Source organism: Enterobacter sp. GD03975, from assembly GCF_029838645.1.
GTDB lineage: Bacteria > Pseudomonadota > Gammaproteobacteria > Enterobacterales > Enterobacteriaceae > Enterobacter > Enterobacter quasihormaechei.
In genome coordinates this window covers 377,108-392,950 of sequence record NZ_JAOBZC010000003.1, presented here as the reverse complement: position 1 = coordinate 392,950, position 15,843 = coordinate 377,108, and the positions used below count along the sequence as shown (strand labels likewise).

Here is a 15,843-nt window from a genome sequence, read left to right as displayed (position 1 = left end):
TTCGTTTATTCCCACTGAAACAGTGACGTTTGTTTGAATCATATTTATTTCCTATAGCATTCAACGGGATTTAGAAATCATTTTGCGGTATTAATAATATTACAGCCCATTCCTTATGCGTGTTTTTTATACAATAAGAAAAAGTGTGATATGTATTTATAATACCCACAAAATATCTATGAATATAATGATCGCGCTAATTGTTCGTTAAAATCAAACGTGAATGTTGTCACAGAACATGACTAAGCAGCAAAAATTAAGTTGGTGTCTTCTGGGTAATTATCTATGTTTCGTACTTGTTCAAACAAAATTCTAACAAGAAACACGCCGGGGGATCGTTTCCTCTGGAACATCACGCTGAGGGTCATACATGAACGAACTGGTTAGTGCAATTAACGGTGTTATCTGGAGCCCGGCGTTAATATTTTTATGTCTGGGTGTCGGCCTCTATTTCTCACTTCGTAGTCGCTTTCTGCAATTACGCCATATTAAGCATATGATTACCCTGATGTTTGAGGGACGCCCTACCGAGGCAGGCGTATCATCGTTTCAGGCGCTGACGATGACGCTGGCCGGTCGCGTGGGGACGGGAAATATCGCGGGGGTAGCAACCGCCATTACTTTTGGTGGACCGGGTGCGCTTTTCTGGATGTGGGTTGTGGCTTTTTTAGGGGCCAGTTCTGCTTTTGTCGAATCCACCTTAGGTCAGGTTTATAAAGAGAAAATTAACGGCGAATATCGTGGCGGCCCTGCCTTTTATATTGAAAAAGGGTTAGGCGTAAAGTGGTACGCATGGTTATTTGCTATCGTAACCATTTTCTCCTGCGGATTATTACTGCCAGGCGTGCAGGCAAACTCTATTGGTGCGAGTCTGGATATAGCCTTTGGCCTGAGTCCAAACGTCACGGCGGCATTACTTGCCCTGTTATTAAGTTTTATTATTTTTGGTGGCGTGAAAAGGATCGCCAGTTTTAGCAGTATGGTGGTTCCGTTTATGGCGCTGGGCTATATTATTGTCGCCTGCGTGATTATCGCTATCAATATCGATCAGCTTCCCGCGGTTATTCTGCTGATCTGGAAAAGCGCTTTCGGGCTTGAAGCTGGCTTTGGCGCTATTCTGGGCCAGGCTATTATGTGGGGCGTGAAGCGCGGCGTCTATTCTAACGAAGCGGCGCAGGGTACCGGGCCGCATGCTTCATCCGCGGCGGCCGTAAGCCATCCGGTGAAGCAGGGGCTGGTTCAGGCGTTCTCCGTTTATATCGACACGCTGTTTGTCTGCTCCGCGACCGGCTTTATGCTGTTGATTACCGGGCTGTATAACGTCCAGGGTGTCGACGGTGCTGCCCTCTATACCGGTATTGCTGGCGTGGCGGCCGGTCCTGGCTATGTGCAGACGGCGATGGAAAGTATGATGCCTGGCTTTGGTAATTACTTTGTTGCCATCGCGCTGTTCTTCTTCGCCTTCACCACAATCATTGCCTACTACTACATCGCTGAAACTAATATCGCCTACATCAACCGTAAAATTCACCGCCCGTGGCTGACGTTCCTGCTGAAATTATGTCTGATGGCTTCCACCGTCTATGGCACCGTCCGCACTGCGGATCTGGCATGGGGATTAGGCGATATTGGGGTAGGGCTGATGGCATGGCTCAACATTATCGCCATTGTTCTGTTGCATAAAAAAGCGTTTGCCAGCCTGAAAGACTATGAAACCCAGAACGCGCAGGGGTTGGATCCCCAGTTTGACCCGGTTCGGCTTGGGATAAAAAATGCCGATTACTGGCTGGAGGAGCGCAGGGACGAAGAGGGTTTGAATAGCGGCCAGATTCCTGCTCCCGAGGGAAAGCAACCGGCTGGAAAGCTGAATAGCTGAGGAATGGTTAAGACGGGCCCGTACTTTGTACGGGCTTTCTTTTATAGGTGAGGCGGCTCAGTCTGCCCCGGGGGGGATTGACTCGCTTCGCTCGCCCTGCGGGCAGCCTGTTCGCTTCGCTCTCAGTCTGTCCAACTGGCTGCGCCAGTTGTCGAACCCCGGTCGGGGGTTCTCATCCCCCCATTTCGGAGAATATAAAAGAAAAAAGCCCGTACTTTCGTACGAGCTCTTATCTAGAATATGGCGGTGAGGGGGGGATTCGAACCCCCGATACGTTGCCGTATACACACTTTCCAGGCGTGCTCCTTCAGCCACTCGGACACCTCACCATATTGTTTTGCTGCCTGACCGCTTGGGGGGCAACGGGGCGCTACTATAGGGAGTTGAGCGAAAGCGGTCAAGCAGATTTTCAGCATTCGTACCTGTTCGGTTAAGCCTTAATCAGCTTATGGCGCACCGCGCAGGATTAACGCTGCGAATCGAGCACTTCGCTGTTTTTCACCACCTCCTGCGCTTTGCCGTAGCTTTCGATCAGCAGCTGATAGGCCGGGAAGATATGGGTGTAGACTTCCGCCCACGCCGCCGCATCTTCACGATTCCATGTCCGCTGAATTTCGGAGGCAACGGCTGCCGTGTCCATCGGCACCACGCCTGCCTGTACCACACGTGCCAGGGTGATCTCCTGCGCCATTTTGCTGTACGTGCCGGAGGCATCAATCACCGCAAACACTTTATATCCGTCCGCCACCGCGCTGATAGACGGAAATGCCATGCAGACGCTGGTGATCGTACCGGCGATAATCAACGTTTTACGCCCGGTGGCTTTTACCGCCGCCACAAACTCCGGGTTATCCCAGGCGTTGATCTCACCTTTGCGTGCAACGTACTGGGCGTTCGGCGCGTTGGCGTGGATCTCCGGAATAAGCGGGCCGTTCGGCCCCTGTGGAACCGACGCCGTGGTGATCACCGGGATCTCCGCCAGCGTGGCGATTTTTGCCAGCGCCGCCGCACGGGCGCGCAGCTCAGGCATCGGCATATCGCCAACGGTCTGGAACAGCCCGCTCTGGTGATCGATAAGCAGCATAACGGCATCATTAACGTCAATGACGGGACGCGCACCGTTGAAGTTAGCAGGTGTAGACATAATGCTCTCCTTTATCAGGTTAGATCTGGCCAAAGCGGCCGGAGTTAAAATCGCGAATAGCTTCGGCGATCTCGGTTTTACTGTTCATCACAAACGGGCCGTAGCCCACAATCGGTTCATTCAACGGCTCACCGGCCATCAGCAGCACTTTGGCATCGCTGCTGGCTTCGAGATGCAGTTTGTCACCGCTCTGACTCAACACGACCAGCTGCGCCTCACCGGCGGGCGTGGTACCGTTCACCGTCACGCTCCCCTCAAGTACAACCAGCGCCGTGCTCCAGCCTTCGGGCTGATTAAGCGTCAGGTGGCTGCCCTGGTGCAGCGCGAGATCCCACACGTTCAGCGGTGAGAAGGTATGCGCCGGGCCGGTGACATCGTCAAAGCGGCCAGCAATCACGCGCAATGTTCCGCTGTTATCCGGCAGGGAGATCACCGGGATATCTGCTTTAGTGATGCTCTGGTAGCCTGGTGTCGCCATTTTGTCCCTGGCGGGCAGGTTGACCCACAGCTGCATCATTTTCAGTTCACCACCTTTCTGCGAGAACGCGCTGGAGTGGAACTCTTCGTGCAAAATGCCGGCGCCTGCCGTCATCCACTGCACGTCGCCCGGGCCGATTACGCCGCCTCTGCCGGTGGAATCACGGTGCTCCACTTCGCCTGAGTAAACGATGGTCACCGTTTCAAAACCGCGATGAGGATGCTCGCCCACCCCGCGTTTCGCGCCGTCCGCCGGAAAGGTGTAGGGACCGGCATAGTCCAGCAGCAGGAATGGGCTCAGCGGTTCGCCGTGTGTCTGGTAAGAAAACATTGAACGAACCGGGAAACCATCACCGACCCAGTGCGGACGAGGGGCGGTATAGACGCCTGTTACGTTTTTCATGATTAACTCCTGATGTTCTGTTGATGTAATTAGCTTATATTCACGGTTAATATCCCGGTAGATAGCGAAAATGACATTCACTGTTCCTGAAATGGAACAATGGAGGCGTATGCAGGATCTCAATGATTTCGTATGGTTTGTGAAGGTGGTGGAGCATGGCGGCTTTGCGGCGGCAGGTCGGGCGCTCGATCAGCCTAAGTCAAAACTAAGCCGTCGGATCGCGCAGCTGGAAGAACGCCTGGGCGTTCGGCTGATACAGCGAACCACGCGGCAGTTTACGGTGACGGAGGTGGGGCAAACGTTCTACCAGCACTGTAAAGCCATGCTGGTTGAGGCCGAAGCGGCGGAGGAGGCGGTAGCGGCACTACAGGCTGAACCGCGCGGTATGGTCAGGATCACCTGCCCCGTGACCCTGCTGCACGTTCACGTGGGGCCGATGCTGGCGAGGTTTATGGCACGCTATCCGGGGATCAACCTCCAGCTCGAAGCGACCAACCGCCGGGTGGATCTGGTGGCGGAGGGGGTGGACGTGGCGATCCGCGTTCGTCCGCGCCCGTTTGATGACAGCGATCTGGTATTAAGGGTACTGGCGGACAGGGGACACTGTCTGGTTGCCGGGCCGGCACTGCTGGAACGGATGGGCAACCCGACGGCGCCTTCTGAACTCAGCGCATGGCCGGGTTTAAGCATGGGCGCGGGTAAGCATCTGCATAAGTGGGAGTTAAGCGGGCCGGAAGGCGCGAAAGCAGAAGTTCACTTCACGCCGCGCCTGGTGACCACCGATATGCTGGCGCTGCGGGAAGCGGCGATGGCGGGGGTAGGCCTGGTGCAGCTGCCCATTTTGATGGTGAAGGATCAGCTGGCGTCAGGTGAACTTATTCGAGTGCTAAATGAATGGGAACCCAAACGGGAGGTGATCCATGCGGTGTATCCTTCCAGACGAGGTTTGCTGCCGTCGGTCAGGACGCTGGTGGATTTTCTCACCGAAGAGTACGCACGGATGGTGGAGGAGTAAAGTCCCTGTAGGTCGGGTAAGCGAAGCGCCACCCGACACATTCACCGCAGAGGAAGCAAAGTTCGAATCCCCTTGCGGAGAATATAAAAGAAAAAAGCCCGTACTTTCGTACGAGCTCTCATCTTGAATATGGCGGTGAGGGGGGGATTCGAACCCCCGATACGTTGCCGTATACACACTTTCCAGGCGTGCTCCTTCAGCCACTCGGACACCTCACCATATTGTCATCCCGTTGTTGCCGGGACGGGCGCTAATGTAAGGAAAAGCCGTACTGGCGTCAACCCACTTTTTCAGTAATTTAGCGCGTTTATACAAACTTCAGGCAACCTGATTCCGAAATGTGCGAAAAGCGCCTCTTTTATCAGCAACGCGGTTCGCTGATAAATTTGTTATGCTGGCAATCCAGTTGAAAATGAAAATAAAACAGCGCAATAAAAGGCAGGAATGACTATGGATATTATCTTCTATCACCCCACTTTTGATACGGCTTACTGGATCAACGCGCTCACGGCGGCACTGCCTGGCGCACGCGTTCGCGAATGGAAGCGGGGCGATAATGAACATGCCGACTACGCGCTGGTCTGGCATCCCCCGGTCGAAATGCTACAGGGCCGCCGTTTGAAGGCGGTGTTTGCCCTTGGTGCGGGGGTAGACTCCATCCTGAGCAAGCTGAAGGCTCACCCTGAAATGCTGCCGGAAGATATTCCCCTGTTCCGTCTGGAGGATACCGGTATGGGACAGCAGATGCAGGAATATGCCGTGAGTCAGGTGCTGCACTGGTTCCGCCGCTTCGACGATTATCAGGCCTTTAAGCAGCAATCCCACTGGGAACCGCTCCCGGATTATCAGCGCGAAGATTTCACCATCGGCATCCTCGGTGCAGGCGTCCTGGGCTCGAAAGTCACAGAGGCGCTCGCCCCGTGGGGCTTCCCGCTGCGCTGCTGGAGCCGCAGCCGTAAGGATTATCCGGGCGTCGAGAGCTTTGCGGGAATGGATGAACTTCCGGCGTTCCTGAAAGAGACACGGGTACTCATTAACCTGCTGCCGAATACCGCAGAAACGGTGGGCATAATCAATGGTGCGCTCCTCAACCAGCTGGCAGACGATAGCTACTTAATGAACCTGGCGCGCGGGGTGCACGTGGTGGAAGACGATCTGCTGAAAGCGCTGGACAGCGGTAAGCTGAAAGGCGCAATGCTGGATGTTTATAGCCGCGAACCGCTGCCGACAGAAAGCCCGCTCTGGGCTCACCCACGCGTGTCGATGACGCCCCATATTGCGGCCGTAACACGACCGGCGGAGGCCGTGGCGTACATCTCGCATACCATCAGCGAAATAGAGAAGGGCAACGCGGTGACCGGACAGGTCGACAGACAGCGAGGCTACTGAGATAAACCCGGCGTTCGCCGGGTTTTTGCTAATATTCGCCGCTGATAACTGCTATCCTTTGGAAAAACCGCAGAGGAGAGAAAGATGTATCCCGTTGACCTGCATATGCACACCGTCGCCAGTACTCACGCTTACAGTAACCTCCATGATTATATCGCTCAGGCGAAGCTGAAAGGCATCAAACTGTTTGCGATCACCGATCACGGCCCGGATATGGCGGATGCGCCGCACTACTGGCATTTTGTGAATATGCGTATCTGGCCACGTCTGGTGGACGGCATCGGGATACTGCGCGGCATCGAAGCGAACATCAAAAATACCGACGGTGAAATTGACTGCACCGGCCCGATGCTGACCTCGTTAGATCTGATCCTCGCCGGTTTCCATGAGCCGGTTTTTGCGCCGCAGGATAAAGAGACCAACACCGCAGCGATGATTGCCACCATCGCCAGCGGCAACGTGCACATTATCAGCCACCCGGGCAACCCTAAATACCCGATTGATATTCAGGCCGTGGCGCAGGCGGCGGCGAAGCACCGCGTGGCGCTGGAGATCAACAACTCTTCGTTCGTTCACTCGCGTAAGGGCAGTGAAGCCAACTGTCGCGACGTGGCGGCTGCCGTGCGTGACGCGGGCGGAATGGTGGCGCTGGGCTCTGATTCTCACACGGCATTTACGCTGGGTGATTTCAGCGAATGCCTGAAAATATTGCAGGATGTGGATTTCCCGGAAGAACGCATCCTGAACGTCACGCCGCGTCGTATGCTCGACTTCCTTGAGTCGCGCGGCATGGCGCCGATTGATGAATTTGCCGATCTTTAATGACTAATGGAATAAAAACATGAATGAGTTTTCCATCCTTTGCCGCGTGCTGGGCACCTTATATTACCGCCAGCCGCAGGATCCGCTTCTGGTTCCGCTGTTTACCCTGATCCGTGAAGGTAAGCTGGCGCAGAACTGGCCGCTGGAACAGGATGAGCTGCTTGAACGCTTGCAAAAAAGCTGCGATATGCAGCAGATTTCCACCGATTACAACGCGCTGTTCGTGGGAGAAGAGTGTCGCGTGTCACCGTATCGTTCTGCCTGGCAGGAAGGGGCAACCGAAGCGGAAGTGCGGGCATTTCTCTCAGAACGCGGTATGCCGCTGACGAATATGCCAGCCGATCATATCGGTACGCTGCTGCTGGCGGCCTCCTGGATTGAAGATAATGCAGGTGACGATGAGAACGAGGCGATTGAAACTCTGTTCGAAACGTATCTCCTGCCGTGGGTTGGAACCTTCCTGGGCAAAGTGGAAGCGCACGCTACGTCACCATTCTGGAGAACGCTGGCTCCGCTGACGCGTGACGCTATCGCTGCCATGTGGGATGAGCTGGAAGAAGAGAACGAAGAGTGATTTAGATCACAAAAATTCTGCAACGATACATTTCAACTTGCACGTAATGTGCTTCCGATCTCATTTCCCGGGTGCGCATCTGCTAAGATGCGCACCATGAATATATTACTTTGTATTGCAATCACGACTGGCATCCTTTCCGGCCTCTGGGGTTGGGTGGCGGTGTCGCTCGGTTTGTTGAGCTGGGCCGGTTTCCTTGGCTGCACGGCCTACTTCGCCTGCCCGCAGGGGGGTCTCAAAGGGCTGTTTATTTCAGGCTGCACGTTGCTAAGTGGCGTGGTCTGGGCGCTGGTCATCATGAAAGGCAGCGCGCTGGCACCGCATATGGAAATCCTGGGTTACGTCATGACCGGTATTGTGGCCTTCCTGATGTGCGTTCAGGCAAAACATCTGCTGTTGTCCTTTGTGCCCGGCACGTTCATGGGCGCCTGCGCGACCTTTGCAGGGCAGGGGGACTGGAAGCTGGTGGTTCCTTCACTCATGCTGGGTTTACTGTTTGGCTATGCCATGAAGAACAGCGGCCTCTGGCTGGCAGCCCGACGCGAGAAGAGCCAGAACGTTCCGGCGGTAAGTAAATAAAAAAAGGCGAGACGGAAATCTCGCCTTTTTGTTGCACTGTCGATCAACGTAAAACAGTTCGGCGGCGGCGCGGCAGAAAAATACCCTTCTTATACCCGTTAATCAGCCGATTGATTTAACGCGGATCGGTGTAAATATTTACTCAGGGGATACGGTAAAAATGATTGTCACCGTTTCTGATGAAAATTCGCTCCATTTATCGCAGCAGTGGAATGCACCGGCCAGTACGCTTTAATCATTCATGAAATCAATCATTTATTAAAGTGGCGGCGCTGCGCAGGTAAGCTATGCTGATATCAAGAACCCGGTAATCGGGTTGCTTGAATTGATACTTCACAGGTCATAACGGAGCGTTTTTACCCCTCATGGACGAATTTCATTGAGGAGTACAAATAATGTTCAAATCCGCAGCGTGTATTATTTCTGGTCTGGGACTGATCCTGTCCTCTTTTTTTTCTCCGGCTTATTCCGCAACCATTGAAAATGGTGGGGTTATTCATTTTCGTGGCGCGGTGGTGGCCGATCCGTGCGAAGTCGCTCCTCAGCATCAGCAGTTTGCGATTTCCTGCCCGGAAAATAACCGCATGAAAACGCATACCATCAGTTATGACGAGGCGCTCCGGGGACATCATCCTCATTCAAATTTGGCCGCTGTCACCATGAAATACCTGAATGAAGAGAAAACGCTCGCGGTTGTTCAGGTGGACTACCGCTAGCAGTCGTATCTTTCACGACGGTTTTTCTCCCTCTCCCTCTGCGATACACTTAAGAAAAGGGCGGGTTGCAGAGGGTGTTTATGAGACCGCAAATCGACGTTATTCATGGCGATATCACGACGGTGCACGTTGACGTGATCGTCAACGCAGCCAATTCCTCATTGCTGGGCGGAGGGGGAGTGGACGGCGCTATTCACCGGGCCGCAGGCCCACAGCTTCTGGAAGCATGCAAAACCGTGCGCCAGCAGCAGGGAGAGTGCCCGCCGGGGCATGCCGTCATTACGCTGGGGGGGGATCTCCCGGCCAAAGCGGTGATCCATACCGTTGGCCCCGTCTGGCACGGCGGCGACCATCATGAAGCTGAGATTCTGGAGCAGGCGTATCGTAACTGCCTGCGGCTTGCGGCCGATAACGGTTATAAGACCATGGCGTTTCCCGCCATCAGCACGGGGGTTTACGGTTATCCAAAGGAAGCGGCAGCAACGATCGCCGTGAATACCGTTTATCACTACCTTTCCCTTAAGCCCATGCCGGAAAAAGTTATTTTTGTCTGTTTCGATGAGCACACCGCCGACCTGTATCAACGGATTTTGACCGAGCGCAGCCAGCTATTTTGATGTCTGAGATGCAAAAACGGCGCCCTGATGGCGCCGTTTTGTTATCCCGCTTTAACCTGAGGTTTGCCTGAAAACAGGAAACGCAAAAGCGGGATCCGCAGGTGGATTTCATACAGCACGATGGCAATGCCAACCACAAAGACCAGACCGGTGAAGAAGCCCAGCGCATTCGAGGCAATATGTGGCGTAATGTATGCCCCGAAAAACAGCGTCAGCGGATGGTGAACCAGGTAGATAAACAGCGAAGCATTAACGAAATAGGTTACGCGGCTGGATTTAAAATTCAGAAGCCGATGGCCCAGCGCGAACACCACGTTCACCATCCACAGGCCCATCAGCATCGTTATCACGCTCTCGGTTTCATACATCCACGCGTCCCCGCTGCCGTAGCGCTGATTGAGAAGATAGGCTGCAAAGGCCAGCGCAGCACCCACTGCACACCAGGGGGAGGGGGTGGTAAACAGCGCTTTAAGCCGCGGATGAATAAACGCCAGCGCGCCAATCAGGAAGAAAGGAATGTAGAACAGCGTCTGCATCACCACGAAATTAAACAGCCCATCGCTCAGAACAGGGGGATAGACAACGAACAGGGTACGCCTGACGGCGGCATACGCAATCCCCAGCGCAAGAAACAGCAGCGACAGCTTGCCCAGAGTGATGTTGGCGAAAAAGGCAGAGGATGTTGAGCTCGCGCGCCGGCGCAGCCGGCTGAAGATCAGCAAGCTCACCGTGGTTAACACCACCAGAACCAGCAGGAACCAGAGGTGGGAAATCAGCTCCCAGGCCAGGGTGTTGTATTTCTCATAGAGGGAGAGATTCGACCAGGTTTCCGTCTTGCCTTTAACATACTGCAACATAATGAACTGCGGCAGCGTCAGCAGCGGGATGGCCGTTAACATCGGTATGCCCACGCGCTCCACGCGCACTTTCCACCAACGCTTCAGGGGATAGCGCAAAAAGAGCATGTAGGAGAAATATCCAGAAATGACAAAAAACACCTGCATGCGGAAGGCATGAATAAAATCATTAAACAGCGTAAGCCACCAGGAAGGCATCTGACTGTTCACGTGCCAGGTGTGGCTGGAATAAATCAGTGAAATATGAAAAGGGATCCCCAATAGCATGAGCCATGCGCGGATCGAGTCGAGGAAATATTCACGTTGTACAGGGGTTGTGCTCATATAACTTTGCGCATTCTCAGACTTTTCGCCTTATCCCTAAGGCTCATAATGGTTACATTCGGAGCCAACCCTACACCAAGACCGACACCCTGTCTCCAGGATAAGCACGCAAAGTGAAAAGCGGGTTCTTTCATTTGCTTAATCCATGAGCCAGCGAGCTGAACAAAGCAGTGATAATGTTGTCGGATTGCCTGAGTTTCCATTAAAATGGATCGGATCGATATAAGCACACAAAGGGGGAAGTGCTTACTTATTATGAAACATAAACCACAAATGATGAAAATGCGTTGGTTGGGTGTTGCAGTGCTGTTGTCACTGTATACCTCATCTGCACTGGCCTTTAACATCGATGATGTCGCAAAACAGGCAAAATCGATGGCGGGCAAGAGCTATGAAGCGCCAAAAAGTAACCTGCCCTCCGTTTTCCGCGACATGAAATACGCGGACTATCAGCAGATCCAGTTCAATCACGATAAAGCGTACTGGAACAATATTAAAACCCCGTTCAAGCTTGAATTTTACCACCAGGGTATGTACTTCGACACGCCGGTTGCCATCAATGAAGTGACGGCGACCGCGGTACGCAAAATCAAGTACAGCCCGGATTATTTCAATTTTGGCGATGTGCAACACGATAAAGACACGGTGAAAGACCTCGGCTTCGCAGGCTTCAAGGTGCTTTATCCGATTAACAGCAAAGATAAAAACGACGAAATCGTCAGCATGCTTGGCGCCAGCTACTTCCGCGTGATTGGCGCGGGGCAGGTGTACGGGCTTTCTGCGCGCGGTCTGGCGATTGATACCGCGCTGCCATCAGGTGAAGAATTCCCTCGTTTTCGCGAGTTCTGGATCGAACGTCCAAAACCAACCGACAAACGTCTGACAATTTATGCGCTGCTGGACTCCCCTCGTGCGACCGGCGCTTATCGCTTCGTGATCATGCCTGGGCGTGACACGGTGGTTGACGTGCAGTCTAAAGTTTACCTGCGCGATAAAGTGGGCAAGCTGGGCGTTGCGCCGCTGACCAGTATGTTCCTGTTTGGGCCGAATCAGCCGTCTCCGGCAACCAACTTCCGTCCTCAACTGCATGACTCTAATGGCCTCTCCATCCATGCCGGTAACGGCGAGTGGATCTGGCGTCCGCTGAACAACCCGAAACACCTCGCGGTCAGCAGCTTTGCGATGGAAAATCCGCAAGGCTTTGGTCTGCTGCAACGCGGCCGTCAGTTCTCCCGCTTTGAAGATCTGGATGACCGCTACGATCTGCGCCCAAGCGCCTGGGTTACGCCGAAAGGCGACTGGGGTAAAGGCAAGGTTGAGCTGGTTGAAATTCCAACCAACGATGAAACCAACGACAACATCGTGGCGTACTGGACACCGGATCAGCTGCCGGAAGCCGGTAAAGAGATGAACTTCAAGTATGCGATCACCTTCAGCCGTGACGAAGACAAACTGCACGCGCCGGATAACGCGTACGTGATGCAGACGCGTCGTTCGACGGGTGACGTGAAGCAGTCCAACCTGATTCGTCAGCCGGATGGCACGCTGGCGTTTATCGTGGACTTCACCGGGCAGGATATGAAAAAACTGGCGCCGGATACTGCCGTGACGTCACAGGCGAGCATTGGCGATAACGGTGAAATCGTTGAGAACGCCGTGCGCTACAATCCGGTGACCAAAGGGTGGCGTTTGACCCTGCGCGTGAAGGTGAAAGATCCGAAACAGACCACTGAAATGCGCGCCGCGCTGGTCAGTAACGATAAGCCGCTGAGTGAAACCTGGAGCTATCAGCTACCTGCCAATGAATAATACATCTGAATATATTGATGCCATGCCGCTGACGGACATTGAAAAAGCGGCACTCCCTGCGAGCGACATCCGCGCGGTTCACACCGCGCTGGATGGTGAACGCCGTCACTTTTCCCGTGATGATGATACGCCGCTGGGGTCAGTGAAGGCACGTCTGGAGCAGGCATGGCCGGACTCGCTGGCTGAAGGGCAGTTGATCAAGGATGACGAAGGGCGTGACCAGCTACAGGCAATGCCGAAGGCCACGCGTTCCTCTATGTTCCCCGACCCGTGGCGCACCAATCCGGTGGGCCGCTTCTGGGATCGCCTGCGTGGGCGTGACGTAACGCCGCGCTATCTGTCGCGTCTGACCAAAGAACAGCAGGCGTCCGAGCAGAAATGGCGTACCGTGGGAACGATTCGTCGTTACATTCTGCTGCTGCTGACGCTGGCGCAAACGGTCGTTGCCACCTGGTACATGAAAACCATTCTGCCGTACCAGGGCTGGGCGCTGATAAACCCTGCTGACATGATTGGCCAGGATATCTGGGTCTCCTTCATGCAGCTGCTGCCGTACATTTTACAGAGCGGCATCCTTCTGCTGTTCGCCGTGCTGTTCTGCTGGGTCTCCGCCGGGTTCTGGACCGCGCTGATGGGCTTCCTGCAACTGCTGATGGGACGTGACAAATACAGCATTTCCGCGTCAACGGTCGGGGATGAACCCCTGAATCCTGAGCACCGTACCGCGCTGATCATGCCTATCTGTAACGAAGACGTTGACCGCGTATTCGCAGGGCTGCGTGCAACCTGGGAGTCCGTGAAGGCGACCGGTAACGCGGCGCATTTCGACGTCTACATCCTGAGCGACAGCTACAACCCGGATATCTGCGTGGCAGAGCAAAAAGCCTGGATGGAGCTGATTGCCGAAGTGCAGGGCGAAGGACAGATCTTCTACCGTCGTCGTCGTCGTCGCGTGAAGCGTAAAAGCGGGAACATTGATGACTTCTGTCGTCGTTGGGGTAACCAGTACAGCTATATGGTGGTACTGGATGCAGACTCCGTCATGAGCGGCGATTGCCTGAGCGGTCTGGTGCGTCTGATGGAAGCTAACCCAAACGCGGGTATCATTCAGTCTTCGCCAAAAGCCTCTGGTATGGACACGCTGTATGCGCGCTGCCAGCAGTTTGCGACCCGCGTCTACGGGCCGCTGTTTACCGCTGGCCTGCACTTCTGGCAGCTGGGCGAGTCTCACTACTGGGGCCACAACGCCATTATCCGCGTGAAGCCGTTCATCGAGCACTGTGCGCTGGCGCCGCTGCCGGGTGAAGGGTCATTTGCCGGGTCCATTCTGTCGCATGACTTTGTGGAAGCCGCGCTGATGCGCCGTGCAGGGTGGGGCGTCTGGATTGCCTACGATCTGCCGGGCTCGTATGAAGAACTGCCGCCGAACCTGCTGGATGAGCTCAAGCGTGACCGCCGCTGGTGTCACGGTAACCTGATGAACTTCCGCCTGTTCCTGGTGAAGGGGATGCACCCTGTTCACCGGGCGGTGTTCCTGACGGGCGTGATGTCCTATCTCTCTGCACCGCTGTGGTTTATGTTCCTCGCGCTCTCGACCGCGTTGCAGGTCGTGCATGCCCTGACGGAGCCGCAGTACTTCCTGCAACCGCGCCAGCTGTTCCCGGTGTGGCCGCAGTGGCGTCCGGAGCTGGCGATTGCGCTGTTCGCGTCGACCATGGTGCTGCTGTTCCTGCCGAAGCTGCTCAGTATCGTTCTGATCTGGTGTAAAGGTTCGAAGGAGTACGGTGGTTTCTGCCGCGTAACCCTTTCACTGCTGCTGGAAGTGCTGTTCTCGGTCCTGCTGGCACCGGTGCGTATGCTGTTCCACACGGTATTCGTGGTGAGCGCGTTCCTGGGATGGGAAGTGGTGTGGAATTCACCGCAGCGTGACGATGACTCCACGCCGTGGAGTGAAGCCTTTATGCGCCACGGCTCTCAGCTGCTGCTGGGGCTGGTGTGGGCTGTCGGGATGGCCTGGCTGGATCTGCGTTTCCTGTTCTGGCTTGCGCCAATCGTCTTCTCGCTGATCCTGTCGCCGTTTGTGTCGGTGATCTCCAGCCGTTCGACGGTGGGCCTGCGTACCAAACGCTGGAAGCTGTTCCTGATCCCGGAAGAGTATTCTCCGCCGCAGGTGCTGGTGGATACCGATACCTACCTGGAGCAGAACCGCAAACGCACGCTGGATGATGGCTTTATGCACGCCGTGTTCAACCCGTCATTCAACGCCCTGGCAACCGCAATGGCGACCGCGCGTCACCGCGCCAGCCAGGTGCTGGAGATCGCCCGCGATCGCCACGTTGAGCAGGCGCTGAACGAGACGCCAGAAAAGCTTAACCGCGATCGTCGTCTGGTGCTGCTGAGCGATCCGGTGACGATGGCAAGGCTTCACTACCGCGTGTGGTCCGCGCCGGAGAGATACTCTTCGTGGGTGAACTACTATAAGGACGTGAAGCTGAACCCGCTGGCGCTGAAGTCGAAATAAGTTGTTAAGTAGGGCGGTTAAGCGAAGTGCCACCCGCCAAATAAAATACCGGCTTAATCGCCGGTATTTTTTTAGAGGTTACTCATGAGAATATTCATTGTCGTGATGATGGCATGCCTGCTCAGCGGCTGCGGCAGCATTATCAGCCGCACCATCCCCGGACAGGGCCACGGAAATCAGTACTATCCCGGCGTACAGTGGGATGTGCGCGATTCCGCGTGGCGCTATCTCACCGTGCTCGATCTGCCGTTTTCGCTGATTTTCGATACGCTATTGCTGCCCATCGATGCCAGCCACGGCCCGTACGAGTAGCGGGAGCTTAACGCTCGTCCCATTCATCCGCGGCGGCCTGACCTTCTTCCGTATCCAGCGGCGGTTCGAGCTGAAACTCACCTTCGTCCCATTCGTGCAGCGTATTTTCTTCAAGCCACTCCTGACGTAACTCAATTTCGTCATAGTCGCCGTCGAATACGGCCTGCGCACCTTCACCACTCAGCATCGGCAGACATTCTCCGTCTTCACCTTCATCAGCAAAGAACTCGGCCTGCCACATAATATCGCCGTCCTGTAGGACATATTTTTGGATATTGAGTTGTTGCACGTCAGCATCTTCTTCCTCAATGCCGGGATTATCGGCGAGGAATTCTTCGCGAGCGGCATCAATTGCTTCTTCCAGCGTGGCGTACATGGTCATTAGTGTCTCCCTGTTTTTCGTGAAGG

The 15,843-nt window shown here is 54.7% G+C and carries 15 protein-coding genes, 2 tRNA genes and 1 pseudogene; 12 read left to right on the top strand and 6 right to left on the bottom strand.

The window, feature by feature from the left end; all coding sequences use genetic code 11:
- Positions 1-370 precede the first annotated feature (370 nt).
- Complete coding sequence (locus N5C09_RS08250) at positions 371-1,876, top strand: alanine/glycine:cation symporter family protein (RefSeq protein WP_279748832.1); 1,506 nt, start codon at positions 371-373, stop codon at positions 1,874-1,876.
- Between the two features lie 241 nt (positions 1,877-2,117).
- On the opposite strand, the gene N5C09_RS08245 is transcribed toward N5C09_RS08250, so the two are convergent.
- The 3 genes from N5C09_RS08245 to N5C09_RS08235 form a co-directional block, all read right to left on the bottom strand.
- A tRNA-Ser gene (locus N5C09_RS08245) sits at positions 2,118-2,205 on the bottom strand.
- A gap of 137 nt (positions 2,206-2,342) precedes the next feature.
- On the bottom strand, positions 2,343-3,020 hold the full coding sequence (locus tag N5C09_RS08240; protein ID WP_193032947.1) for an isochorismatase family protein: 678 nt from the start codon (positions 3,018-3,020) through the stop codon (positions 2,343-2,345).
- A 19-nt stretch (positions 3,021-3,039) separates the two neighbouring features.
- The gene (locus N5C09_RS08235) at positions 3,040-3,900 is read right to left on the bottom strand and encodes a pirin family protein (RefSeq protein WP_193527861.1); all 861 of its coding nucleotides are present in this window, start codon (positions 3,898-3,900) and stop codon (positions 3,040-3,042) included.
- Between the two features lie 109 nt (positions 3,901-4,009).
- Between N5C09_RS08235 and N5C09_RS08230 the strand changes: the two genes are divergently transcribed.
- Entirely contained in the window at positions 4,010-4,915 is a 906-nt protein-coding gene (locus N5C09_RS08230) for a LysR family transcriptional regulator (protein WP_279748831.1), read from the top strand.
- A gap of 130 nt (positions 4,916-5,045) precedes the next feature.
- Here N5C09_RS08230 and N5C09_RS08225 read toward each other — a convergent pair.
- Positions 5,046-5,133: transfer RNA gene (locus tag N5C09_RS08225), tRNA-Ser, on the bottom strand.
- 232 nt (positions 5,134-5,365) lie between these two features.
- Here N5C09_RS08225 and ghrA point away from each other — a divergent pair.
- From ghrA to ymdB, 7 genes and pseudogenes are all read left to right on the top strand, one after another.
- Entirely contained in the window at positions 5,366-6,304 is a 939-nt protein-coding gene (gene ghrA, locus N5C09_RS08220) for a glyoxylate/hydroxypyruvate reductase GhrA (RefSeq protein WP_279748830.1), read from the top strand.
- A gap of 84 nt (positions 6,305-6,388) precedes the next feature.
- A complete protein-coding gene (locus N5C09_RS08215; RefSeq protein ID WP_063866337.1) occupies positions 6,389-7,126 on the top strand; it encodes a phosphatase in 738 nt (245 codons plus the stop codon).
- A 19-nt stretch (positions 7,127-7,145) separates the two neighbouring features.
- On the top strand, positions 7,146-7,700 hold the full coding sequence (locus N5C09_RS08210) for a molecular chaperone (RefSeq protein WP_279748828.1): 555 nt from the start codon (positions 7,146-7,148) through the stop codon (positions 7,698-7,700).
- Between the two features lie 96 nt (positions 7,701-7,796).
- On the top strand, positions 7,797-8,279 hold the full coding sequence (locus tag N5C09_RS08205; protein ID WP_279748827.1) for a DUF1097 domain-containing protein: 483 nt from the start codon (positions 7,797-7,799) through the stop codon (positions 8,277-8,279).
- 70 nt (positions 8,280-8,349) lie between these two features.
- Positions 8,350-8,514, top strand: a pseudogene (locus N5C09_RS08200) (curli assembly protein CsgC); the annotation flags it as partial.
- A 160-nt stretch (positions 8,515-8,674) separates the two neighbouring features.
- Positions 8,675-8,995, top strand: coding sequence for a type 1 fimbrial protein (locus N5C09_RS08195; protein ID WP_063449096.1), 321 nt, complete (start codon positions 8,675-8,677; stop codon positions 8,993-8,995).
- A gap of 80 nt (positions 8,996-9,075) precedes the next feature.
- Complete coding sequence (ymdB, locus tag N5C09_RS08190) at positions 9,076-9,612, top strand: O-acetyl-ADP-ribose deacetylase (protein ID WP_279748826.1); 537 nt, start codon at positions 9,076-9,078, stop codon at positions 9,610-9,612.
- Positions 9,613-9,653: 41 nt separating this feature from the next.
- Here ymdB and mdoC read toward each other — a convergent pair whose 3' ends face one another.
- On the bottom strand, positions 9,654-10,793 hold the full coding sequence (mdoC, locus tag N5C09_RS08185; protein ID WP_279748825.1) for a glucans biosynthesis protein MdoC: 1,140 nt from the start codon (positions 10,791-10,793) through the stop codon (positions 9,654-9,656).
- A gap of 255 nt (positions 10,794-11,048) precedes the next feature.
- Here mdoC and mdoG point away from each other — a divergent pair, with 255 nt between their 5' ends.
- The 3 genes from mdoG (at position 11,049) to N5C09_RS08170 (ending at position 15,435) form a co-directional block, all read left to right on the top strand.
- A complete protein-coding gene (gene mdoG, locus N5C09_RS08180; RefSeq protein WP_063866342.1) occupies positions 11,049-12,602 on the top strand; it encodes a glucans biosynthesis protein MdoG in 1,554 nt (517 codons plus the stop codon).
- Positions 12,595-15,123, top strand: a complete 2,529-nt coding sequence (gene mdoH / locus N5C09_RS08175) for a glucans biosynthesis glucosyltransferase MdoH (RefSeq protein WP_279748824.1) — start codon at positions 12,595-12,597, stop codon at positions 15,121-15,123. Before mdoG ends, mdoH begins: the two co-directional genes overlap by 8 nt.
- 84 nt (positions 15,124-15,207) lie before the next feature.
- Complete coding sequence (locus tag N5C09_RS08170; RefSeq protein ID WP_063866343.1) at positions 15,208-15,435, top strand: YceK/YidQ family lipoprotein; 228 nt, start codon at positions 15,208-15,210, stop codon at positions 15,433-15,435.
- Positions 15,436-15,442: 7 nt separating this feature from the next.
- On the opposite strand, the gene N5C09_RS08165 is transcribed toward N5C09_RS08170, so the two are convergent.
- Positions 15,443-15,817: a MysB family protein gene (locus N5C09_RS08165; RefSeq protein WP_107535100.1), complete on the bottom strand. Its 375-nt coding sequence runs from the start codon at positions 15,815-15,817 to the stop codon at positions 15,443-15,445.
- Between the last annotated feature and the right edge of the window lie 26 nt (positions 15,818-15,843).

Coding starts and splice junctions, on each gene's coding strand:
- N5C09_RS08250 (WP_279748832.1), top strand. CDS start 371: ATGAACGAACTGGTTAGTGCAATTAACGGTGTTATCTGGAGCCCGGCG.
- N5C09_RS08240 (WP_193032947.1), bottom strand. CDS start 3,020: ATGTCTACACCTGCTAACTTCAACGGTGCGCGTCCCGTCATTGACGTT.
- N5C09_RS08235 (WP_193527861.1), bottom strand. CDS start 3,900: ATGAAAAACGTAACAGGCGTCTATACCGCCCCTCGTCCGCACTGGGTC.
- N5C09_RS08230 (WP_279748831.1), top strand. CDS start 4,010: ATGCAGGATCTCAATGATTTCGTATGGTTTGTGAAGGTGGTGGAGCAT.
- ghrA (WP_279748830.1), top strand. CDS start 5,366: ATGGATATTATCTTCTATCACCCCACTTTTGATACGGCTTACTGGATC.
- N5C09_RS08215 (WP_063866337.1), top strand. CDS start 6,389: ATGTATCCCGTTGACCTGCATATGCACACCGTCGCCAGTACTCACGCT.
- N5C09_RS08210 (WP_279748828.1), top strand. CDS start 7,146: ATGAATGAGTTTTCCATCCTTTGCCGCGTGCTGGGCACCTTATATTAC.
- N5C09_RS08205 (WP_279748827.1), top strand. CDS start 7,797: ATGAATATATTACTTTGTATTGCAATCACGACTGGCATCCTTTCCGGC.
- N5C09_RS08195 (WP_063449096.1), top strand. CDS start 8,675: ATGTTCAAATCCGCAGCGTGTATTATTTCTGGTCTGGGACTGATCCTG.
- ymdB (WP_279748826.1), top strand. CDS start 9,076: ATGAGACCGCAAATCGACGTTATTCATGGCGATATCACGACGGTGCAC.
- mdoC (WP_279748825.1), bottom strand. CDS start 10,793: ATGAGCACAACCCCTGTACAACGTGAATATTTCCTCGACTCGATCCGC.
- mdoG (WP_063866342.1), top strand. CDS start 11,049: ATGAAACATAAACCACAAATGATGAAAATGCGTTGGTTGGGTGTTGCA.
- mdoH (WP_279748824.1), top strand. CDS start 12,595: ATGAATAATACATCTGAATATATTGATGCCATGCCGCTGACGGACATT.
- N5C09_RS08170 (WP_063866343.1), top strand. CDS start 15,208: ATGAGAATATTCATTGTCGTGATGATGGCATGCCTGCTCAGCGGCTGC.
- N5C09_RS08165 (WP_107535100.1), bottom strand. CDS start 15,817: ATGACCATGTACGCCACGCTGGAAGAAGCAATTGATGCCGCTCGCGAA.